19 protein-coding genes and 1 pseudogene are annotated in these 21889 nt (G+C 67.7%); 14 read left to right on the forward strand and 6 right to left on the reverse strand.

Annotated features, from left to right (window positions below; all coding sequences use genetic code 11):
* Positions 1-42: 42 nt before the first annotated feature.
* Positions 43-915: a hypothetical protein gene (locus OHB56_RS00060; protein ID WP_406350893.1), complete on the forward strand. Its 873-nt coding sequence runs from the start codon at positions 43-45 to the stop codon at positions 913-915.
* 75 nt (positions 916-990) lie between these two features.
* Here the strand turns inward: OHB56_RS00060 and OHB56_RS00065 are convergent, their stop codons facing one another.
* The 5 genes from OHB56_RS00065 to OHB56_RS00085 form a co-directional block, all read right to left on the reverse strand.
* On the reverse strand, positions 991-2163 hold the full coding sequence (locus OHB56_RS00065; RefSeq protein WP_406350895.1) for a serine/threonine-protein kinase: 1173 nt from the start codon (positions 2161-2163) through the stop codon (positions 991-993).
* 34 nt (positions 2164-2197) lie between these two features.
* Complete coding sequence (locus tag OHB56_RS00070; protein WP_406350897.1) at positions 2198-2413, reverse strand: helix-turn-helix domain-containing protein; 216 nt, start codon at positions 2411-2413, stop codon at positions 2198-2200.
* 148 nt (positions 2414-2561) lie between these two features.
* Positions 2562-4997, reverse strand: coding sequence for a Helicase associated domain protein (locus OHB56_RS00075; RefSeq protein WP_406350899.1), 2436 nt, complete (start codon positions 4995-4997; stop codon positions 2562-2564).
* Between the two features lie 269 nt (positions 4998-5266).
* Entirely contained in the window at positions 5267-8281 is a 3015-nt protein-coding gene (locus OHB56_RS00080) for an AAA family ATPase (protein WP_406350901.1), read from the reverse strand.
* Positions 8282-8283: 2 nt separating this feature from the next.
* Complete coding sequence (locus OHB56_RS00085; protein WP_406350903.1) at positions 8284-9456, reverse strand: exonuclease SbcCD subunit D; 1173 nt, start codon at positions 9454-9456, stop codon at positions 8284-8286.
* Between the two features lie 323 nt (positions 9457-9779).
* Here OHB56_RS00085 and OHB56_RS00090 point away from each other — a divergent pair, with 323 nt between their 5' ends.
* The 9 genes and pseudogenes from OHB56_RS00090 to OHB56_RS00130 all read left to right on the forward strand — a co-directional run.
* Entirely contained in the window at positions 9780-10052 is a 273-nt protein-coding gene (locus OHB56_RS00090; protein ID WP_406350904.1) for a hypothetical protein, read from the forward strand.
* 240 nt (positions 10053-10292) lie between these two features.
* Positions 10293-10748: a hypothetical protein gene (locus OHB56_RS00095; protein ID WP_406350906.1), complete on the forward strand. Its 456-nt coding sequence runs from the start codon at positions 10293-10295 to the stop codon at positions 10746-10748.
* A 43-nt stretch (positions 10749-10791) separates the two neighbouring features.
* Positions 10792-11454, forward strand: a complete 663-nt coding sequence (locus tag OHB56_RS00100) for a Crp/Fnr family transcriptional regulator (RefSeq protein ID WP_406350908.1) — start codon at positions 10792-10794, stop codon at positions 11452-11454.
* 128 nt (positions 11455-11582) lie between these two features.
* Positions 11583-12392 carry a hypothetical protein gene (locus tag OHB56_RS00105; protein WP_406350910.1) on the forward strand — a complete coding sequence of 270 codons (810 nt, stop codon included), beginning with the start codon at positions 11583-11585 and terminating at the stop codon, positions 12390-12392.
* A 322-nt stretch (positions 12393-12714) separates the two neighbouring features.
* The gene (locus OHB56_RS00110) at positions 12715-14679 is read left to right on the forward strand and encodes a hypothetical protein (RefSeq protein WP_406350912.1); all 1965 of its coding nucleotides are present in this window, start codon (positions 12715-12717) and stop codon (positions 14677-14679) included.
* On the forward strand, positions 14676-15374 hold the full coding sequence (locus OHB56_RS00115; protein ID WP_406350914.1) for a hypothetical protein: 699 nt from the start codon (positions 14676-14678) through the stop codon (positions 15372-15374). The genes OHB56_RS00110 and OHB56_RS00115 overlap by 4 nt, the downstream gene beginning before the upstream one ends.
* Positions 15371-15601, forward strand: a complete 231-nt coding sequence (locus OHB56_RS00120) for a hypothetical protein (protein WP_406350916.1) — start codon at positions 15371-15373, stop codon at positions 15599-15601. Before OHB56_RS00115 ends, OHB56_RS00120 begins: the two co-directional genes overlap by 4 nt.
* Positions 15602-16262: 661 nt before the next feature.
* Positions 16263-16580 carry a hypothetical protein gene (locus OHB56_RS00125; RefSeq protein ID WP_406350917.1) on the forward strand — a complete coding sequence of 106 codons (318 nt, stop codon included), beginning with the start codon at positions 16263-16265 and terminating at the stop codon, positions 16578-16580.
* A gap of 236 nt (positions 16581-16816) precedes the next feature.
* A pseudogene (locus tag OHB56_RS00130) lies at positions 16817-17731 on the forward strand (ISAs1 family transposase); the annotation flags it as partial.
* Positions 17732-18276: 545 nt separating this feature from the next.
* Here OHB56_RS00130 and OHB56_RS00135 read toward each other — a convergent pair.
* The gene (locus OHB56_RS00135; protein ID WP_406350919.1) at positions 18277-18417 is read right to left on the reverse strand and encodes a hypothetical protein; all 141 of its coding nucleotides are present in this window, start codon (positions 18415-18417) and stop codon (positions 18277-18279) included.
* 513 nt (positions 18418-18930) lie between these two features.
* Between OHB56_RS00135 and OHB56_RS00140 the strand changes: the two genes are divergently transcribed.
* The 4 genes from OHB56_RS00140 to OHB56_RS00155 all read left to right on the forward strand — a co-directional run bounded on the left by OHB56_RS00140 (position 18931) and on the right by OHB56_RS00155 (position 21888).
* Positions 18931-19191 carry a hypothetical protein gene (locus OHB56_RS00140; RefSeq protein ID WP_406350920.1) on the forward strand — a complete coding sequence of 87 codons (261 nt, stop codon included), beginning with the start codon at positions 18931-18933 and terminating at the stop codon, positions 19189-19191.
* Positions 19192-19539: 348 nt separating this feature from the next.
* Positions 19540-20373: a hypothetical protein gene (locus OHB56_RS00145; protein ID WP_406350921.1), complete on the forward strand. Its 834-nt coding sequence runs from the start codon at positions 19540-19542 to the stop codon at positions 20371-20373.
* Positions 20374-20626: 253 nt separating this feature from the next.
* Complete coding sequence (locus OHB56_RS00150) at positions 20627-20881, forward strand: hypothetical protein (RefSeq protein ID WP_406350922.1); 255 nt, start codon at positions 20627-20629, stop codon at positions 20879-20881.
* 224 nt (positions 20882-21105) lie between these two features.
* Complete coding sequence (locus OHB56_RS00155) at positions 21106-21888, forward strand: SAM-dependent methyltransferase (protein WP_406350924.1); 783 nt, start codon at positions 21106-21108, stop codon at positions 21886-21888.
* Position 21889 lies beyond the last annotated feature (1 nt).

Genomic DNA, 21889 nt, shown 5'->3' on the forward strand with positions numbered 1-21889 from the left:
GAGCCGGGCGTGGTTGTCAGCGGCGGACTTTACAGTCGCCCTGTGACGCATACATGGCGACGGCTGACTGACCGTCTGGCGGGAAAAACGGAGCCGGAACCTCTGTGGGCAGACGGCGTGCCGGACCACCTTGACGTGCCCATCCGCGAATGGCTGTACGAGGTGCTGCGCACGTACGACATGGCTACCCCCGTGGCGGTGCGGTTGAAGCTGCCGTCGAGGATCCTCAAGGGTCGTGACCCGTACGCCGAACTGGCGGTTCTCGACGACCGGATGAACCCGATGCTGCGGTTGGAGGTCATCGACGCAACGCTGAGCTGCCTTCAGCAAGCGCTGCAGGGGGCGGACTGGCAGGACCGTCAAACCGTTGCCTCTTACGCTCTCCAGTTGGACGGCATCCTGCGCGAGGGCGACTCTGCTTTCACTGTTTCCGAAGACTGCAGCAGGCTTGAACGCCGGATGGACGAGACGGTCCATGCAACCTTCGACAAAGCCGTGGAGGCTGGAGTCTCGAAGGCGCAAACGGCGGCTGATCATCTTCGTGCGGCGTTCAGTGAGGCGTACGGGATCAAACCCGACCCGAGCGCCGCCTACTCCCGTGCCATCAAGGCTGTCGAGGCCGTCGCCAACCCGCTCTTCCTTCCCAACGAGGCCGAGCCCACCCTGGGCAAAGTGCGCTCTCATCTGGACCAGGGACGACACAAGTACGAGATGGCCATCGCCGACAGGAAAGGGGCGCCCGCCGGCATCGACGCGGTCGTTGCAATGATCAGCCTGCTATGGCACGGACAGCGAGACCGTCACGAGGGAGGACCCACCAGCGCACCCGTGCCCCAGGAGGCCGCAGAAACGGCCGTACACACGGCCGCGGTCCTGGTCCATTGGATCTCAAGCGGCAGCATCCGAAAGAAGTAGGCGTGTGACGCCTTGCCCGGCCGGTCGCCCCCTACCCGATGTGCAGAGAGACCCCGGCAGTCACGGCCCGGGCTCTCATACTGTCCGCGGCGGTAGGAAGTGTTCGCGGACCAAGGTCAGATGGTCGATCCAGTTGTCCAGTTCCTCTTCGTCGCGGGTGGTCACCCGGCAGGAACGGGAGGTGCCGTCGGCGAGGTGGACAGTCACCGTCAGTCCAAGGCCGCGGCCGGATTCCACGTGGACGATGTCCCGGACCGCGTACCAGGGGAAGTCGGTCGGGTGGCCGTTGATGCCGAGGGAGATGCCGTCGGCGTCGGCCACGATGGCGTTCTTGCGGTCCATGGCCAGGAACTGTGGGCTCTCCTCAGCCGAATCCACAGTGGGCGGCAAACTTGGCGGCCCGGGTGGGTGCGGAGGCAGGGGAGGGAGTACCGGGGAGGGCGCGACCAGCGTGGGCTCATATTCCACAGGTGGTTTCTGGGGAACGAGCAGGTCCAGCAGCTGCTCTGCGGTAGGGCGCTGCTGTGGATCTTTGGTCATGCAGGTGGCCACAGTGTCGCGCAATGCAGACGGCAAGGTGGTGAGGTCTGGTTGGTGATGGACGGAGCGGTACATCAGGCTCGCCGGGGTGCCGTCTCCGAAGGGGCTGCCGCCGGCTGCCGCCACGAGAACGGCGCCCAGGGCGAAGATGTCTGCGGCCGGCGATACCGGGAGTCCTTCGGCCTGTTCCGGCGCCAGGAAACCTGGTGTGCCGACGGCGATACCTGTCATCGTCAGGCGTGCGCCCTCGATGGCGCGTGCGATGCCGAAGTCGACCACGCGGGGGCCGTCATCGGCCATGATGATGTTGCCTGGCTTGAGGTCTCGGTGGACCAGGCCGCACCCGTGGATGGCCTGCAGGGCCTCGGCCAGCGCCAGGCCCAGCTGCCGCAGTCCTGCTTCCGGCATCGGTCCCTGAGAGGCGAGGAGCTGGGCAAGGCTGGGGCCGGGAATGTATGCGGTGGCCAGCCAGGGTGTCGGCGCGTCGGGGTCGGCGTCGACGACCGGTGCCGTGTGGAAGCCTCCCACCGCGCGGGCGGCGGTGATCTCTGCCCGGAACCGCTCCCGAAAGCCGGCGTCTCGGGCCAGTTCGGGTTTGGCCACCTTCACCGCTACAGGGCGCCCGCCTCGCGAGCGGGCGAGATAGACCGTGCCCATCCCGCCTTCACCAAGCACCCGCTCTATCGCATACGAGCCGATTCGCTCCAACGCCCCTCCCCCGCAAGTACTGCCGCGCGCCACCCTAAAGCAGTCCTCCCCACGCTCGCTGCCAGGCCCGGCGCCACCGCTGAACCGAGCGCACGCTCGCCCGTAAGTCCTTGGCGCCCTCCGCGTTGGAGGCGCCGGCGCCGAACCGTTCGGCGGCCTCTATCCGGAGCTGCTCGCGAAACGTCTGCCGTTCAGGCGTCAGCCCACCACCTGCGGATACCTCATACAAACGGCATACCGCGACGATCACACGTCGTAAGCCCTCAACGACAACACGCCAACAAGCTCAGCAACCACCACTCCGGCCCCTGACTGCATGCTGCAAGCCCGCCTGCGCTCTGTCGAAGGACTCAACCAGCTCAGCCACGAGTCATGGTGAAACGACTATTGATCCACTTCTATGCAAGGACGGCCGGGGTGGCATCGTCCGTGGCCCAGTCTCCGTCGAAGAGGGCGGCGACCAGTCGGGCGTACTCGTCGGGGAGTTGGCCTGTGCGGTGCTTGGTGCGGGTTTTAGCGAGCCAGGCGCCGATCTTGACGGTGTCGCCGTCGACCCGGATGGTCTCGCGCGCGGCGGGGGCACGCCCTTCGCGGTGGAGGAAGAGTTCCAAGAGCTGGACGGTCTGCTCGAAGGTCCGGCGGGCGCGGCGGGCGGGGGCGAGCGGGTTGCTGTCCAGGGTGAGGCCGAGGGCGGTCATCAGCTGCTGCTGGCCGGGGTGGAGGGTGGGCCAGGTGGTGAGCTGACGGTGCAGCCAGGAGCCGATCTTCACCCCGGCGAGCATGGTGTCGCGGGTGAGCGCGGCCGGGTTGGCGCCGTCGGCGAGGTGGGTGCGCAGCAGGTGGTATTTACGGTGCCAGTCCGCGCCATGGGGCAGACGCCAGTCCGGATCGAGGGCGGCAAGGGTCTCGGCACGGGCCGCATCAAGGGTGTTCTTGGCTGCGAGGTGGCGTTGTTCGGCGAGCCACGCGCCGATGGGGGTGGTGGAGGGGACGGCGAGGTGACCGTGGGCGCGCAGGTAGTCGGCGGCCTCGGTCAGACGGGCGCGCCAGGCGGCATCGTGCTTGTCCCAGATCATGCCGAGGGCGTCGAGTTCGGCGATCCAGTCCGCTTCCAGGCGGCCGGCTTTGGCTGCGTCACGCATGGTGGTGATGAAGGTGCCCAGCGTGTAGCCGGTGGGGTCGGTGTAGTCGGCGGGGACGTCGAGGTGGCCGTGTTCGTCGCGGTAGGCCTGGGCGGCAGCCAGGCCGAGGCGGCGGGAGCGGGAGACGGTCTGGTCGCGGGGGTCGAAGGAGGCCAGGTCCATGGCTCGGGCGATGCGTTCGGGGTGGACGGTGAAGTCGAAGTGCCAGCGGCGTTCGATGACGTCGCTGGTCTCCTTGGGCAGGCGGTTGGCCTTGTCGGGCAGGCGTTCGAGGATGCGGTGGTCGTGGCTGGCCAGTGCGGTGGCGATGGCCCAGACGGGTTCGTAGGCGGTGCCGAGGATGTTCTCGCCGTCGGCGCCGGGCGGGACGTAGACGGGGACGATCAGTGAGGCGGTCTTGCCGCTCACGTCGAGGCGCAGGGCGCGGCCGAGGGCTTGGACGCAGCGGATGACGCTGCGGGTGGGGTCGGCGAAGACGACGGCGTCGACGCTGGGGATGTCGACGCCTTCGGCGATCAGGCGGGAGTTGGCCAGGATCGCGCAGTCGGCGGCGGCGAAGTCGGCGAAGGTGTCGGCGCGTTGGGCGGTGGTGTGCTCGCCGTGGGCGAAGAACAGCTCGGGGGTGATGTCCGGGCACAGGCCGGGGTCGGTCTTGGCGAGCTGGCGCAGGGTGTGGGGCAGTTCGCGGGTGAAGCGGCGGGCGTCGGAGACAAGGTTGAAGTAGACCAGGACCTTCTTCAGGTTGTGTTCGGTCATGGTGCGCAGGACGGCCAGGTGCAGGGCGGTGGTGCGCAGCGCGCTGTCCCCCTCCTCGTCGTTGCCATCGTTGGAGTGGGGGGTTCCAGGGGCGGGGAGGTTCAGGCGGCGGCGCAGGTCGGCATCGGTCAGGGTGGGCACCACGATGCGGTAGTCCGCCGCTCGGCCGTCCTCCACCGCTTGGGCGAGCGGGTACTCGAAGACCTTCTTCCCGTACACCTGCTCGTTGTCCATGGAGTTGGTAAGCACGTCCGCTTCGGGGGCGTGGTGGGAGCGGCGGCGTGGGCGGGCCGTGTCGGCGGAGTCGGCCAATTCGGGGGCTGCGAAGATGCGGGGGGTGGCGGTCATGTAGAGGCGGCGGTCGGCCAGGATGCGCTTGGCGTCGTTGACGGCTGCCCACTTTTTGTCGGCCCGGCCGGCAATCCGGTGTGCCTCGTCCATCACCGCCAGGTCGAACGGCGGCACCGTGTACCCCGTGCTCTGGGTTTCCTCGATCTTGTTAAGGGAGTCGTAGGTGCAGATCACCGTCAGCGCCGGGATCTGGTCTGTCTCCTCCCCCACCACCGACATCAGCGCAGCCAGTCCGCGTGGGTCGCTGGTCGAGCCGATCCGTGCGGCCCTTAGGTCTTCTCGGGCCGAGCTGTCCAGGGAGGAGACGATCACCATGTGCTCGCTGTGTCCGTCGCTGCGCCAGGCCAGAGCGGTCTGTGCCGCCAGGTCGAGGGTGGGCACGACGAACAGCACCAGCCGGGCATCGAGTTGGTCCGCCACGCGGATGGACACCAGTGTCTTGCCGGTTCCCGTCGCCGATACATACAGCCCCCGGCTCCTTGGGCGCCGCAGATGGCGCACCAGCCGCTCGACCGCTTCTGCCTGGTCGGGGAAGAGCGTGCGCGTCGCGGGGTCCTGGGGCGTGGGGCGGGTGGCTTCCAGCATGCAGTGCTACCTCGACACGGTTGGCGCAAGCAGGGCGGGCCCGCGTTCCGGGACCGCTGGGGACATCCTGGCGCACTGGCATGGGGCGAAGACGGTCGGGCTGTTGCGGCCATGGCGCGAGATCGAGGGTGCCCGTTGCGCGGCGGGTTCTGCCGCATGGTGGCCGAGCGCGTGACAGCAGTCCAGTGCAGGGCACTGTGCTGTGGGCCGACCGGTGCTGTCGGCCCGGTTCGAGGTGGCGGCAGTGCCGTTCAGGGAGGGGCTGGATGTCATTCGGCTGCTTCGGTGACGTGGACGAGGGTGGAGCCGACGGGGCTTTTGCGGACGTGGAGGCGCTGGGTGATGCGGCGGCGCATCTCGGCGACGTGGCTGATGACACCCACGGTGCGGTCGTGGTCGCGCAGGGAATCGAGGACGTCGAGGACCTGGTGGAGGGTGTCGTCGTCGAGGGTGCCGAAGCCTTCGTCGATGAAGAGGGTGTCGAGTGCTTGCCCGCCGGCTTCGGCGGTGACGATGTCCGCGAGGCCCAGGGCCAGGGACAGGGAGACGTAGAAGGATTCTCCGCCGGAGAGGGTGTCGGTGTGGCGCTGGTGTCCGCTCCAGGCGTCCAGGACTTTTAGGCCTAGGCCGGATTTGGCGCCGCGGGCGGCTCGTTCGTCGGAGTGGACGAGCGTGAAGCGGTGGTTCGACATGTGGGTCAGGCGGGTGTTGGCTGCGTCGACGACGCCTTCGAGGCGGGCGGCCAGGACGTAGGACTCCAGTTGCATGCGGAGCTGGTTGCTGAGTGAGCCACCGCTGATCAGGCCGTGGAGGTGGTCGACGGTGCTGTAGGCGGCCTCCAGCGGCTCGAGGCTCTTGGTAAAAGCGTCGAGTTGGGTGCCGAGAGCGGCGAGGGCGGTGAGGCGGGTGGTGGCTTGGGTTTCGACGCTCGTGGCTTGGGAGTGGGCGGTGGTGGCTTTCTCCAGTTCCGCCACAGCGTGCTCCAGGCCTGCGGGAGGCTGGGCGGCGGCGTTCTTGAGGTCGGGCTGATCCAGGTGGGCGGCCAGGACAAGGCGCTGTTCGCGCCAGTTGGTGAGTTCTTCGCTGATGCGGGCTAGGTCGTCGTCGGGCAGCAGGGCGCTGGTGGCCTCGGCCGGTGACGCGAAGCCGACGGCCTGGGCTGCCTGTTCTGCGCGCTGGGTGGCGGTGCGCAGGTCCGTGGTGGTGCGGGCTGCGGCGGCGGTGCACTTGGCTGCGCTCTCGAGCTGCTCGGCGAGCTGGGTGAGGTGGGTGATGCGGTCGGCGAGCGTGGTGTGCTGATCCAGGGCGGCGGCCAGGCGCCGGCTGAGGGTCTCGCGCTGGGTGTGCAGGCTGTCGTAGGTGGCGTCGATGGCGCCCAGGCGCTGCTGTGCGGTGTTGCGGGTGTGTTCGTGGTCGGTCTGCTGCTGTTGCAGACGGGTGAGTTCTTCTTCGGCTGGACCTGCGTCCGCGGCTTTGGCCAAGGTCTGGTGAATGCGGTCGGTCAGCTCGGTGCGCTGGGCCGTGAGGTCGGCCAGAGGGGTGTCGCCGCCGGCCCGGCCGCGTGCCTCAGCGGCCTCCTGCTGGAGGCTGCCCAGCCTCTGGCTGGCCTCTTTCTCCTTTTGCTCCGCTGCGGTGTGGGCGGCTTCGGCGGCCTGTTCGTCGGCGGCCGTGGGCTGGCCCGACTGGGGTGTGGCGGGTGCCGGGTGGGTGGCGGAGCCGCAGACGGGACAGCTTTCACCGTCCTTGAGGCGGCCGGCGAGTTCGGCGACGATGCCGTCGGTACGGCGCCGGCGGATGGCGATGTAGGCCGTGGCAGCCTCGTTGAGGACGCCGGTGGTCCTGGTCAGGACTTCGTCGGCGGCGGCGGCCTGGACGAGCAGGTCGTCGCGGCGGGTGGCAGCCTCGCACTGGGTCGTCACCGCGCTGAGGGTGGCTTCGAGTTCCCTGCTGGCTTCCTGGGCGGTGCGCGATGCCTGCAGCCGTGCGGTCAGCGTCTCGCGCAGCTGGGGCAGGCCGTCCAGCCAGTCCTGGGCGTCGGTGACGGTGGCGGCCAGCTCGTCGCGTTCTTTTGAGAGTGCGGCAAGTTCGTCGGTGTGCTTCTGCAGTGCGGCTTCGTCCGGGAGCAGGGCCTGGGCGGCGCCGATGTTGCCGCGTACCTCTTGCACGGCCTCGGCGAGACCATTGGCGTCCTGGGCGGCGTGTTCAATCGGCAGGAGGGCGCGGGCGTTGGTGTCGGCGGCCAGGGCGAGGCTGTGGTCGCGGTCGGCGGTGTGTGCGTCGTCGAGGACGGTCTCAAGTTGCCTCGCCGTGCGGGCTCGGCTGTGTCGGTCGCTGAGCTGTGTGTAGTAGTCGGTGCGTTCGTCGAGCCGGGTCAGTTCCTGCGTCGTTGTGTGATGGGTCTGCTGGAGGCGGTGCAGGTCACGGGTTCGCTGCTCGGTGGTGCGGCAGTCATCCAGCAGATGGCGGGCGCTTTCGGTGCCGGCGGTGGCCGCCTGCTGGAGCGTGGCGGCCTGCTGGTGCAGGGCGGTGGCCCACAGGCGTGCCTGGTCGGTGAGGGTGGCCGGGTCGTCGGGGCGTGGGGCGCCGATGGCGGGGCCGAGTTCGTCGCCAGCGGCCTGCTGGATGCGTTCGGCCAGGCGCATGACGTCGGCGCGGGCCTCGTCGCGGCGTTTGGCGGTCGTGTTCTTGCGTTCGGCGAGGAACTCCTCGATGCGGCCGAAGCGGCGGGTGCCGAACAGGGTGCCCAGCAGGACGCGGCGTTCGGAGGCGTCCGCTCGCAGAAACTTGGTGAAGTCGTTCTGCGGGAGCAGGACGACCTGGCAGAACTGCTGCCGGTTGAGGCCCAGGAGGGCTTCGATCTCTTTGCCGGCCTCTTTGCGGGCGCTGCTGATGCCCTCCCACTGGCCCTGCCCGTGCTGGTCTTCGGTCCACTGCTTGAGGTCGGTTTCAGCTTTGTGGTCGACGAACTCGCCCGGGCGGCGTGAGCGGGGCTTTCGCTGTGCGGGCACGCGGCGGATCTGCAGGCGTTTGCCGGCGATGGTTGCTTCCAGGGTTACTTCGGTGAGCAGGTCGGCGGGTGCGTGGTCGCTGCGCAGCCGTGCGTTGCGTTCGCGGGGCGGATAGCCGTAGAGGGCGAAGCAGATCGCGGCGAACAGGGTGCTTTTGCCCGCTCCGGTGTCGCCGTGCAGGAGGAACAGGCCGTCGGCGGTCAGGGCGTCGAAGTCGATGCTGTGCCGGTCGGCGAAGGGACCGAAGGCCTGCAGGTGCAGGGAGTGCAGGCGCATGGTCAGACGGTTTCCTTCTGCTGGGCGTGCAGGTTCATGTGGTCGACGGCCTCCCGTAGCAGGGCCTGCTCGTCGTCGGTGGGGGCGGTGCCGCGGACGGTGGTGATGAAGTCGTGGGTGATGTCGAGGTCGCTGCGGCCGCGGACCCGGTCGCGGTAGGTGGGGGTGTCGGTCGCCTGGGCGGGGATGGTGGCGGGTTCGTGCTTCATGTCGAGGGTGCGGGCGAAGCGCTGGCGAAGGCGGCTCATCGCCTCGTACGGCCGGGCGGGGTCGGTGAGGGTGACGTGCAGCCACGCGTCGGCCAGCGGCGCGTGGGCGGGGTCTGCGAGCAGGTCCTCCAGACGCCCGATGAGCCGGGCCAGCGGCAGGTGCAGGCCGGCCGGGATGTCCTGATGGGTGACGGTGGGCGTGCCGTCGGCGGCCAGGTCGACCAGGGCCAGGGACTTGGTGTGGCCGGTTTCGGAGAAGGAGTAGGCCAGCGGGGATCCGCTGTAGTGGATGCGGTCGCTGACGGCCTGGGGTCGGTGGAGGTGGCCGAGTGCGGTGTAGTGGATGCCGTCGAACACGGCGGCGCCGGCATGGGCGACGCCGCCGACGCTGATGTCGCGTTCGCTGTCGCTGCTGTCGGCGCCGGTGATGAACGCGTGGGCCAGGACGACGGCGCGGGTGCCGTCGGGGCGGGTGGCGAGGTCGGTGCGGATGGCGTCCAGGGCCGCGGTGAGGACGGCCTGGTGGGAGGGGGTTTCCACCTGCAGCTGTTCGCTGACCAGGGTGGGGTGCAGGTAGGGCACGCCGTAGACGGCGACGGGTCCGTGGGCATCGGATAGCAGGACGGGGCGGAAGGCCTCGGCGGGGTCGGTCCGCAGGTGCACGCCGGCCTTGGCGTACAGGCCTGAGCCGATGCCGAGGCGGTGGGCGGAGTCGTGGTTCCCGCTGATCATGATCGTGGGAATGTTGAGGTCGGCGAGTTCGTGCAGGGCCCAGTTGAACAGGCGCGCCGCGTCCAGGCTCGGGATGGCGCGGTCGTAGATGTCGCCCGCGATGAGCAGGGCGTCAACTTGTTCGGTGCGGGCGGTGGCGCAAATGTGCTCCAGGATCTTTCGCTGACGGTCAGTCAAGTCTTCCCCGTGGAACCGGCGGCCCAGATGCCAGTCCGAGGTGTGCAGAAACCTCATGACGCCAGACCGTAACGGGTGAGGTGACAGCAGCGGATGGTTTTTCAGTTAAAAGCCCTACTTCAGGTGCAGGAAGTGACAGGCCAGGATGACAGTGCTGTCAGTGTATGAAAGGGGTCGCTGCGCACAGGAGTTCGGCTCACTCGGTCTCCGGCGACGGCCAGGTTGAAAGAGCCCCTGCCAGGCGATCTTGAACTTCTTCGGCCCACAGCTTCGTCATCCCCCTGTCGTCGACCGATGGTCCGAAACCGTGTGGTGGGGCTACCTCATGGTTTTCCTGCTGGTGACAGCGCATGTAATAGCGGTAGGTATCTGGGGGTGGAGTGACTGGTTGCTGGATCGAGTCCGAACAGCGCGTCTCCTTGTACGGCACCGTCGGCGGCGTCGTCTCGGCCATCGGCGGCCTGTGCTCTATCACGGTCTACCTGTCCAGCAATGGCGACCGGATCCGGGCCGCGCGCTCGCGCGGCCAGAGCAAATTACGCCACAGCTGGGAAGCCCTCCTCGTCGCCGCCGCTCTCATCTGCATGGGCTGTCTCGCAGTCCGTGGCCTCGTCGACAAGACCGACTGGCACCGATGCAACCGAAACGGATGACAGCACGGGGCACTGCCCGACGAACGCGGCTTGCGCCTTGGGGTGTGTCAGACAAGCCAGATCGGTGTGCTCAGCGAAGTCCGTTGGCATGTCTGACCTTGGTGACAGGCGTTGCACTGTCTGAGCCCTCTACTGGGCAGCGGTGGTTGCTCGTAACGAGCACGGTGAACCTGGAACTGTGCCGTTCAAGGAGGGAGCGCGGTTGTGGGGTGCGGAGCGGGATCCAGCTGCCGTGTGGACATGCGTTCGCTTCGAGAGCGTGCTGCTCAGGCGTTCATCGAGGTACAGCGGGCGGACACGAAGGCGACGGCGCTGTGCGGTGTGGCCGGTGGTTTGCTGGCGCTGTCGGTGGCAGTACTCGGGCAGACAGGCGGTGTCTCGCGGGCGGTCGGATGTGTGCTGGTCTCCGTTTGCCTTGTGCTTGCTGCCTCTGTCGGTGTGGCGCTGCTGGCATTGCGTCCCGTAATGCCGGCAGCGGGTTTGCAAGCAGAGCTGGCTGATGGGTGCGAGGGCTGCGCGCCGGGCGGGGCGCAGGCCGGTACGGAGGCGCAACGGCCGTGGGAGGAACGCCGGCTGCGGGTGCTGTCCCGGCTGGCTGACAGGAAGCTGCGGTTGATCCGTTTGGCCGGTGATCTGGTCATTGTGGCACTACTGTTGGCCGGAATGGGGCTGTTGAGTGGTTACGCATTCAATTGAGAAGATCCCCCGTATGTGACAGGCCGCGCGCCACATGGGGGGGATGGTGTATCAGCCGCATATCGAAGTGATGGGCGAGGCTTTGTGGGAGGGTCTGCGGGCGCTCGCCCCCCTGCGCGTGCGACCGGCACGCAGTGTGCTGTTGCGTCAGGGGGACGCTGCAACGCATGTGATCCTGCTGGATTCCGGATCCGTTCTGGTCACGCTGGCCGGGGCAAACGGGGAGCGCGCTCTTCTTGCTATACGGGGCGCTGGCGAGCTACTCGGGGAGCTGGCCGTCCTCGACGACAAGCCACGCTCGGCGACGGTCATCACCGCCGAGAAATGCCGCGTGCACATCGTCCCCGCCCCGGACTTCCTCGAGTTCGTGAACGCGCACGGCCTGCTGACTTCGTTGCTGCGCCATGCCATCACCCGGGTAAGAGAGTCGGAAGCGGTTCGTTTCGAGCTGGCGACCGCCTCCGTGCCGGTGCGTTTGGCCTCGGCTCTTTCTCGTCTGGTCGAGGCGGCTTCCTCCCCTGCTGTGGAGCGCGTCATCCGCCTGACGCAGGAGGAGCTGTCCCAGATGATCGGCGCGTCACGGAACGCTGTGGGAATGGCGCTCAAACCGTGGCGGGAGCAAGGTTGGGTGCGCACCGCGTCCAGCGGTGGGCTTCTCGTCTGCAACATCCGTGCCATTCAGTCACACGCGCGTATGCAGACGTGATCTGGGGCACGCCGGGCGTGCCCACTGGTGGGCATCGCCGGCACCGCCATCCGGCCAGCATGGGGCGCTCATCCGACCGCCCGTGCTGAAAGGCGTCCCTGATGCCGTCATTGCCGTCCTCGAAGAGCTTGGACATTCCTGCCGAGTACGCCCTGCTGGCCTTCGACATGGAAAAGTACAGCCGGATCCCAGAAGCAAAGATGGAGAGCGCGCGTTCCGAGGTTGACGACCTCTTGACGAACGTGCTCGCCGACTGCGCTCTTCCCGACCCTCAAGCCCTCCCCGAAACCTACAAGGACGCCGGCGACGGGGCCATCCTTCTGTTTCCGCCCTCGGTCCTCGCCAGGATCATCGACCCGTTCCTCGGCCGGCTCAGCGCGGCATTGCTGCGTCATGAGCAGCACCGGCTGGCCAGCAGTCCCGTCGTGCGGCTGCGTGTGAGCGTGCATGCCGGTCCTGTGCCCTCGTCCAGGCTGAGGGGCGGCAACGCGCTCATCGACGCCAACCGGCTACTCAACAGCCAGGCGGTACGCCAGGCGTTGAAGGCGGCGAAGGCCACCGACACGCTCGTCGCTGGTGTCCTGTCGGAGACCGCCTACCGGCGGTGTGTCCACGGGGGCTACACCCCTCAGCTGACACCGGTCCACTTCCTGCAGGCGACCGCGCGCGTCAGCGACAAGCCCGACTTCGAGGCCCCCTGCCACATCCATGTACCCGGCATGACGGGCGCGGCCGTCGCGCCATATCTCACTGATGAGCCGGATCCTGGCTCATCGGTCGCTGGTGTGCTGCCGGAATCCTCACCTCCCGGCGCTGGTCCGTCTTCCGCCGCTGCTGCCCCGGACAGCGGCGGCGCTATCCAGTTCCTCGCTCCGGTGTATGGGGCCACGGTGGGCGCTCACATCGGGCAGGTGCACAACACGTATCCGCTGCGCTGACACCGCTCGATTCCCGGCATAGCCCCCTTCACTCTCCTGGAGGTCCCTCATGTCCGAAGCTCCGCTCGATCCCTCCCGCCCGCCCCACCCCGCTGACGGCGGTGAGACGCCCGCGGCCGCTCACAGTGCGTCCCATGGCTGGAGGTCCCCTTGGCGCCGGGCCAAGGACGCCCCGGAGGGCAGCACCGGCGATGCCGGTGCGCCCGCCGGCCCACCAGATGCACCTCCCGCAAGCCGGGGGGACGGGCCCGTCCTGCTCACCGCAGACGGCCCGATCCACCTGCACAGCCGTGCCGATGTCGTCGCGCAACACATCGACGAGGTGATCCTGGAAACCCGCAAACAGGACGTCCTGGACGGTGAGATCCAGGATCGCACCGCGCTGCTGCAGCAGCCGTTCGTCCGCAGCAACCACTGGACCGAGGTATGGGGTCAGGTCCTCGCCCCCGCCACCGGCCGCCTTCGCCAGCCCGTGCTCATCGTCGTGGCACCGCGGTCGTCCGGCTCCACCACCTTCGCCCTGCGCCTGCTGGCGGAGCACACCGCCGGCCGCACACACCTGATGAAACTGGATGCGGACTGGCCAACCCCCAGCAAGGGGCGCCTGCCTCTGGAGAAGGACCACGCCTACCAGCTCGACTTGAAGCATCCCGTGCACGACGCCCTGTCGGCCGACTTCCTCGGCGCGCTGTCCAAACATGCCGAGAACCTCAACGCCGCCCGCTCCCATCTGGTCCTGACCGTGGCGGAGGGTCTGTGGACCGATCATCACCTGGGCGAGCGGGACGGCATCCAGGTGGTGCGGCTACGCCAGGCCCCTGACGCCCAGCAGCTGATCGAGGCACGCCTCGACGCCAGCGGCTACAGCCGTCTGGTCACCGTACTGCGGTCCTCCCCTACCGCCCAGGCCAGCGTGCGTGGGCTGAGTGCCGTGGCTGCGGCTCGCGCCGCACGTACCGTGGTAGAGGCATGGCAGGAACACAACCATCACGAGCAGCAGCCCGGACCGCCGGATGACGACGGCCTCGAGCCTTTGACACTGGCACAGCGCATCGAGGCAGCGCTGACCGACTGGCGCGAGGAACTCGACACCCGGTTCGGGGAGACCACCGTCCGGCACAGCAGTGACAACCCCTCCCTCACTCTGGAGGACCGCTGCCTGCTGCTGGCCCTCGCCGTATGGCAGTCCGCCCCTATGCCCCAGGTCACGCGCAGCGCGAGCAGGCTGCAGGCGTTCATCGAGGACTCCCCCGCCGGCACCGCGGCGCTCTCCCCGGCGCACAGCGTGTTCGCCAGCCGGGGACTGCGCCGCCGGATCAAGGACGTCGGAGCCGACGTCGACACGCGAGATGTCGTCGTCTTCGACAGGCCCACCTACGGCCGGGCCGTGCTGGAGTATGTCTGGGACAACTACGACGTCATGCGCGAGCCATTGATCAATTGGCTGGTCAGCACAGCAGTCGAAGCCTCACCAGAGGACCGAGCGGTGAACATGCTGACCGACCTGACAGTGCGGCACGGGACGGTGGAGCATCTCGACCGCCTCGGCAAGATCGCTGGCGGTGTCCGCCCGGACGTGCTGGGCACCGTCATGGACAGCGCGGTGCGCAACGAGCACATCGGCCGCCTGGCCTGGAGCATGTTGTACCGGTGGGCAGCCCAGCAAAACTACGCCCTCGTCGTGATCGCGGTGTGCCGGCGCATCCTCGCCGAGCCCGATGTCACCACCTCGGCAGCCAAGATGGCGATGGTACGGCTGCGCCGCGTCGCGCAGTCAAGCAGCGACAAGGACATCCGCAGGCACATGCTGGCCTCCTTCGAGGAGCTGTCCCGGCACCCCGCCGTCACTGCCCGACTGGTCGCCGAAGTCAGCAACTGGCAGCAGAACAAGGTCTCCGCCCACAGTGGCAGCCTCGCCTTCCTCGCCCTGATGACCGCCAGCGACGACAAAAAGCCCTGGCTGATCGCCACGCCCCCGCCGGATATCGACATCGTCCGTGCCGTGCACGACCTCCTCGGCAACCCGGACACCGCCAAGGAGCTCATCCCGCGCCTGACCGCATGGATCCGCAGCTGCGCCGATGATCCCGACGCCTACGCGCACCTGCGGGAGCAGCTCCTGCCGGCCCTGCGGGGACACAACATGTTCCAGGCCGGCATGTCCCTCATGCAGGAACTGCGGGGCATCTCCACCACCCACGGCACCAACGTGGCGGACGACTTCTACCAGCACCTCGTCGATCCCCGGCTGCGCACCGTCTTCCCCATCCCGGGAGACGCCGCATGAGGTGGCCGTGGCAGTACGCTGCGCGCACCAACACCTGCAGCCAGCCCCGCCTGCTGCCCAGCGCCACCGCCGGCATCAGTTTCGAAGCCGTCTACACCATCCGCTGGCGCCCGCACCGACGCAGCCCCTCCACCGTGGAAGAAACTGTCCGCGCCCATGTCCACAGCGCAGCGTTACGCACAGCCGCCCACCTGGAGGCTGCCGACCTTGCCGCCGCCCAGGACGCCGTCAACGCCGCCCTCCCCAACCGGCACCGCAACCCGCACTACCGGCTGATCGACGCCCGGGCAACCCTGTGTCTGCCCGCCGCAGCACAGGACATACTCCTCCAACGGCAGGCGGACGAACACCGCATCCGCCGGCTGCGCTTCCTCAAAACCCACCTCTACGACCACCCCGACCTCGTCGTCCTGGACCGGCTTGAACGCCACTCCCCCCAGGAGCTCGGCGACGACTACGTCGCCGAACTCCAGCGTCTGGCCCGCCTGATCACGTCCTGCGACCGGTGGTGGACCCCCCTGATGCAGCAGTGGGAACAACTTGGCCAGGGATTTACCGACACCGAGAAGCAGCAGCAAGCCATGCTCGCCCTCCTCGACGCGCTCAAAACCCTCAACGGCGGAGGCCTGCTCACCGGCACGGACGCGCCCGATTCGGCGCTTCCTCTCACCATGGAGCGGAGGGCACACCCATGAGACTCATCCTCTGGCGAACCCTGCTCTCCCCTCTCACCAGCATCCGCGCCATCCTCGAGCTGCAGCGCAGCCCCACACCCCTGTCCTACGACACCGCCTGGCGCCGGACCCGCCTGCTCCGACACCCCGACGAAATGATCTACCAGCTCCACCACCGCGCCGGCCCCCTACACGCTCCGGACACCACACGCCTGTCCGCCACGCCTACGGCGACCGACCCCGCCTGACGGCGCCCCGCCTCTGTGTTCAACAACGGCATCCCGCAGACACCGCAAACAGACCGCAACCGTCATCAAGCCGCGGCGCCCAGTCACCCAAGAGACGGCAGCCTCATCCGGCCCGGAACACAGAGCCGGATGAGGCAGGACGACGACGGCGGACACATCAGCGGCACGGCCAACGGAGAGCACGCTGCCCGTAGTCCGGGACGGCCCTCCCTTCTTGTACGCGGCGACGGTGCACCGGGACGGCCTCCATCGCAGGATCAGGAACTCAAGGAGGCTCGCCGTTCCCCGCGACACACGATCAGCCGTTGCTCATCCGGTCGTGTCGCGGGACGGAACTTCAGCGCCTCCCGGATCTACTGGCGGTGGTGCTTAGCGGAACAGACTCATCAGGTCACACTGCGCGAACTCGGCCGCCGGCACCTTCACCAGCCCCGGACGTACTCCACGGCGCCCTGCGGAACCTGTGGGGCTCGGATAATCGTCACCGCTGGCCAAGAGGCTTATCGCTGCTCGCTGATCACACCGCCGAGGACGCAGGTGCGGAGCAAGGCTTCGGCGTAGTCGCGTGATGTCCGGTTCACGCTGATTTGCCGCGCCTCGCGGTGCGCCGAGAGTGGGGTGGGTTCATGCGTCCAGACCTTGACCCGCGACAATGATCTTTATGGACATTGTCGTTGAGATCCATGTGCCCCTGAGGGAAGCCGCGGGCACTCCGGAAGGCGCCGATCCCTTCCCGTGGATCGACCAGGTCGAGGACTTCCTCGCCGAGCAGGAAGCGGCGGAGGTGTACGACGATGCCGAGGAGTACGAGGAGGCGTACGTCTTCTCCATCGCCGGGGCCGCTGAGGAGGTTCTCCTGGCCGTGGCGTCTGACCTGGCCAGGCTTCCGGGCATTCCGAGCGGAGTGTTCGCGATGGTCACGAACGATGAGGCGGAGGAAATCGGCCTCGGACGTCGTGTCGAGCTGCCGCTCGGTTAGCCCTCTGCAGAACCGACGGTCGACCAGGATCTTTGCTCTGCCGGTTTGGACGGCTCCTGGCGAGCAGGGCAGGCACAGGCTTCCAAGATCATGGAGTTCTCTACGCCCCGTGACCTGCCTGGAAGACCGTGCCTGCCGACGCATCATCGCTGATCCCACCTGCCCTTGACCAGCTCCGCGAGCGGCCCCAGGTTGTGCCAGGGGAGGTGCCGGGCCTGCTGGAACGGCTGGCCGAGGTGCCGGATCCTCGCGACCCGCGCGGGGTTCGGCACGGCCTTGCCGCTGTGCTCGCGCTGGCCGCGTGTGCGGTGTTGGCCGGGGCGACCTCACTGCTCGCGGTCGGCGAGTGGATCGTGGACGCACCACCACAGGTACTCGAACGGCTCGGCGTGCAGCCTGATCCGGTACCGCCGCGGCGGCCGGTGCCGGCGGAGGCGACGGTCCGCCGGCTGCTGGCCCGCATCGACGGCGACGCGCTGGACCGGGCCGTGGGCGGCTGGCTCGCCGACCGCCGCCCCGAGAGATCCGGATTGCGCGGACTGTCAGTGGACGGCAAGAGCCTGCGCGGCGCGGCCAGGGCCCGCGGCCGCAAGGTGCACCTGCTCTCCGCCCTGGAGCACACGTCCGGCTTGGTCCTGGCCCAGCTCGACGTGGGCGAGAAGACCGGCGAGACCACCTGCTTCCAGCCACTGTTGGACACTGTCGCCGACCTGGCCGGAACCGTGGTCACCAGCGACGCGCTCCACACCCAGCGCGAGCATGCCGGATACCTCCTGGGCCGCCGGGCCCACTACATCGCGATCGTCAAGGGCAACCAGAAGAAGCTGCGCAAGCAGCTCAACTCCCTGCCCTGGAAGGAGATACCCCTCCAGGGCCGCACCCAGGGCAGCGGCCACGGCCGCTCCGATATCCGCCGGATCAAGGTCGCCACCGTCAGCAACCTGCTCTTCCCCGGCGCCCGCCAGGCGGTCCAGATCAAGCGCCGCCGCACCGACCGCAAGACCGGCAAGGTCACCATCGCCACCGTCCATGCGGTCACCAGCCTGACCGCCGAGCAGGCCACCCCGGCCCAGCTCGCGAAGCTGATCCGGGACCACTGGAAAATCGAGGTCCTGCACCACGTCCGCGACACCACTTTTGCCGAGGACGCCTCGCAGCTGCGGACCGGGAACGCTCCCCGGGCCATGGCTACCTGGCGCAACCTCGCCATAGGCGCCCTCCGGCTGGGCGGCGTCAGGAACATCGCCGCCGCCCTCCGCCACAACGCGCGTGACGCCCGCCGCCCTCTCACGGTCCTCGGCCTCGCATGATCACAAAACGGAAATCAGCCGACTACGACGAAGCCCTGAGGTGCGGAGGACTCTGCGGGCTGCCGACGCTGGCGTCGGAGGCGGTTGTTCCTGGTTTTCGAGCGGTAGTTGGTTTCGGCTGCGGTGGGGCGGTGCGCGTTGTAGTGCTTCTGGTATTCGGCCAGGACCTGACCCGCGTGGGCTTCGCCGAGGATGAGGAATGGTCGAGGACCTCTCGACGGAGGGTGTCGATGGCTCTCTCGCAGTGAGCGTTCGCCCGCGGCGCTCGAACCGGCGCCTTGATGATCTCCACGTCCTTGGCCTGGAACACCGCGTCGAAGGTATCGGTGTACTTGCTGTCGCGATCTCGGACAAGGAAGCGCAGCGAGCCCCCGCGCATGCCGAGGTCAGTGGCGACGTTGCGGGCTTGCTGGGCGGCCCTGGCAGTTGTTGGGTGCGGTGACACCAGCGACGTGCAGCGTGCGGGTGTCGTGTTCGAGGAAGACCAGGGCGTACAGGCGTTGCAGGCCGATGGTGTCGATGCTCAAGGAGTCGCAGGCGATTACGGCGGTGGCCTGCGCGGACAGGGACTCGCGCCAGGTCGGGCCGGCCCGGCGCGGGCCGGATCAATGCCCACGGCGCGGAGGATCTCCCAGACCGTTGAGGCGGCGCTCGGGTGTCTTAGCCGTGCCTGGCCGGTAACAAGCCTTTCTCATTTTCACCGAGCCCGAAATTTACAGCCTCAGGTTCACTCGATTGGGTAATTTTCAGAGGTTCAAATAACCATGTATTCCCGCCGCGCCGAGCTGTTCTGGACACTTCTTCACCTCTCTGCATGCAAGAGGTGCCAGTTTCAGACGTGACCTGATCGTTTTCTGCCTTTGATGGCGTTCCAAGGCGCCGAGCGACCGGGCATCGTTCCGTTTTCACGGCAGCCCGGTGACGTGCGCGCCCTGGGAGGCGGGCTATAGCGTTCCGCGCACATGAGTCAGGGCCCCTGTGAGAGAGGGGCCCTGACGAGTGAACCATTGTCCGACTCAAGCCAGTTGAGGAGACCGAACATGATTCAGGTGCGCCGATTGCTCGCGAAGGTGCTCCCGGCGTCGACAGAAACTAGCATTCCGCTGGTTTTCACGGCGCAAACCCAGTCGATGAGTTTTCTGGCCGTCAAGCTGCGCTGGGGCGCAGCACTGATGACGACTCTCAGCGTGGTGACGGCCATCCACGGTCCGGTCGTGCCCGAGAAGGTGTGGTGGGGACTGCTGCTGGGGGCCCTCACGGACGGCTCGGTGGTCAGCTACCAGCGCTTCCGTCGCCGTTGACGTAATCGGACTGGGGTGGGGCTGCCTGCTGGCTGTCTCACCCCGCTTCGGATGCACAGGTCAGCCCTGGGGCGGAGGCAGGCAAGGGTTTCCGCCCCAGGGCGCCATGGATTCAGCGGATGGGTCAAAAAGATGAAGCAGGATGGAAGTCGCGTCGGACACGGTGCTCGCTACGAGTACAGCACGTGCGCGTTCATGCAATGCGGACGGCGGTTCCGGCGCGTGAAGCAGCCTGGTCGTCCTCGCCGCTACTGCCAGGACGCCTGTCGCCGCCGTGCGCAGCGGGTGCGCAGCCGGCAAAGCGACGGGGAGTCAGCGGTGGTGTATTCGCCGCGATGGGGACCTGGGGTGGCGCAGCGGGTGCAGGCGCTGGCGACGGAGCTGGTAGAGGCGGAGGGCAGAAAGAGCGATCTCAAGGAACTTGTCGAACTCGCCGCGGCAGTGGGCGCTGAAGTCGCTCATTATGTCGGGGCGGCTGTGCACGACGCCCGTTCCCAGGGTGCCAGTTGGGGCCAGGTCGCCGAGTTGGCACAGGTCAGTGAAGCTACGGCGCGTGCGAGGTGGGGGCCCAACGCGCTGCGGCGGCAGATGAGGCGCCGCGCGCGGCGGACCATCGCACCGGCTGTCCTGCCTGCGGAGACAACTGCGGGTCCCGGTCCGCTGGAGCACCGCAGGCGTCTTGGGGCGGCGATCTCTTTTCTGCTGCGAACGCGAGGCTGCGCAGTTCAGGAAGTGGCACAGAAGGCTGGTGTGTCACCGTCGTGCGTGTCCCGGCTGCTGGCCGGGCAGCGGGTACCGGACTGGCCGGTGGTATTCACCGTCGTGACGGCGGCCGACGGGCGGCCGGAGGAGTTTCGGCTTTTGTGGGAGTGGGCGCGGGGGCACCGGCAGCCGTCCCGGCGCTCGGCGACTGCTGCGCTTGGCCGTTTCCACAGTGCTCTGTTGGGGTTGTTGTGGGCCACGGGGCAAGCCAACGGTCAAAGCACGAGCAGTGGCACGCTGTCCGCAGTGCTGAGCGGGGAGCTAGTGCCCGACTGGGCGACGACGCATCAGATCGTGCTGCAACTGGGTGGTGACCCTGAGCAGGTGCGGCCGCTGTGGGAGGACATTCAGTACTCGTTCCTGCTGGCGCACGACTTTTTTCCGGTGCAAGGGGTGCGCGGCGCTAAGGACCTGGTCTGACGTGGTCTCGGACGGCCGGGGCCGGCACGAGTCGCGTCCACTGCGGTGGCAGGCCCTGCCTGAGATTCGTTCGACACCGGGTGTTGCCGTGGTGGCATCCGGTGGCCGGCCGGAGGTAGAGAGCGGGATGCCTCTTGCTTTCGCCGCCTTCTGCCTTTCGCGTCTTGAGATCTGCAACCGATACATAGCTTTGCGGGTCGGGGATGAGATGGAGGCGCAGATGCTGGTTGGCGCTGCCTTTGGAGACTTGGCCGTGACCTGGACGGAGGCGCTGGAGAGCGCTTCCCCGTCCGCATTGGTCCGGAGGCTGCTCGCCGCCCGAACCAGCCGGGTGGCCACCTCTCGGTGCTTGGATCTCTACAGGGTCCTGTCCGTGTCCCAGGCGGACGCTGTGCTGCTGCGCTACCGGCTGGAGATCTCGGAGGTGAGGGCAGCCGGCATCGCGGGACGGCATCCGGAAGATTTCACCTGTCTGCTGAGATCCGCGGTGCGCAGCTTTGCAGCGTGAGGGCGTGCTGATGAGGTAGTGCGCCCGCGCACACCAGCGGTCCGGGTTCCCTCTTCAATGGTGATTTTGCTGGGTTTCACTCCTGCGGGGCATCCGAAAAGAGCAGGCGGGGTGGATAGTGTGGTGCATAACTCCTAGCATGGCCGTCTACTTGACGCGCAATTGCACGGGCTGTCCTGTGCGGGGGCGCAGCTGCGAGCTACGGTATGCGGGGGCACGCGTAGATGATCGATGTCAGACAAGCGAGCGACGCGCGCATCCACAACTTCTTGTTGGGCGGCAGTGACCACTATGAGGCCGACCGCGCAGCCGCTCGACGTCTGATCGACCTGGCCCCTAACGCCGGGATTCTTGCCCACATCAGCCGCCAGTTCCTGGTGCGTGCGGTGCGCTACCTCGCCAGCGAGCGCAGGATCAGCCAGTTCTTCGATCACGGGTGTGGTCTGCCTACGCGCGACAACGTGCACGAGATTGCCCGACGCGTCAACAAGGCCGCTCGAGTGGTGTATGTCGACAATGATCCGGTGGTGCTGGCGCATGCGCGGATGATGCTGGCGGGAGAGCACACGCTGATCCTCGACTCGGACATGCTGGACAGCGCGTTTGTCTGGTCACGCAGTGAAGGGGCTGGCTTCCTTAAGAGCGGAGCTCCGGCCGCTGTGCTGTTCGTGTCTGCTCTGCACTGCGTTTCCGACGATCAGGCCCCTTTGCAGCGTTTGAGGGCCTTGGTCGACGGGCTGCCGTCGGGCAGTTACCTCGTCTTAAGCGATCTGGCCAGCGACAGTGCCGCTTTGCGTGAGGAAGCCTCCCTTCTGATGCAGGAGTTGACCGGGCATGAGTGGGCCAGGGTGTGGTCACCTGTCGAGATGGACCGGTTCTTCGAGGGCTTGGAGCCGATAGGGGGACCCGTCGGTGATGTGTCCTGCTGGCGACCTGGAGCCAGCCTCAAGCTCAGTCCGGCCAATCAGATGCTGATGGCTTACGGCGGTGTGGCCCGCAAGCCATAGG

The sequence above is a fragment of the Streptomyces sp. NBC_01635 genome, from assembly GCF_045209715.1.
Classification (GTDB): domain Bacteria; phylum Actinomycetota; class Actinomycetes; order Streptomycetales; family Streptomycetaceae; genus Streptomyces; species Streptomyces hirsutus.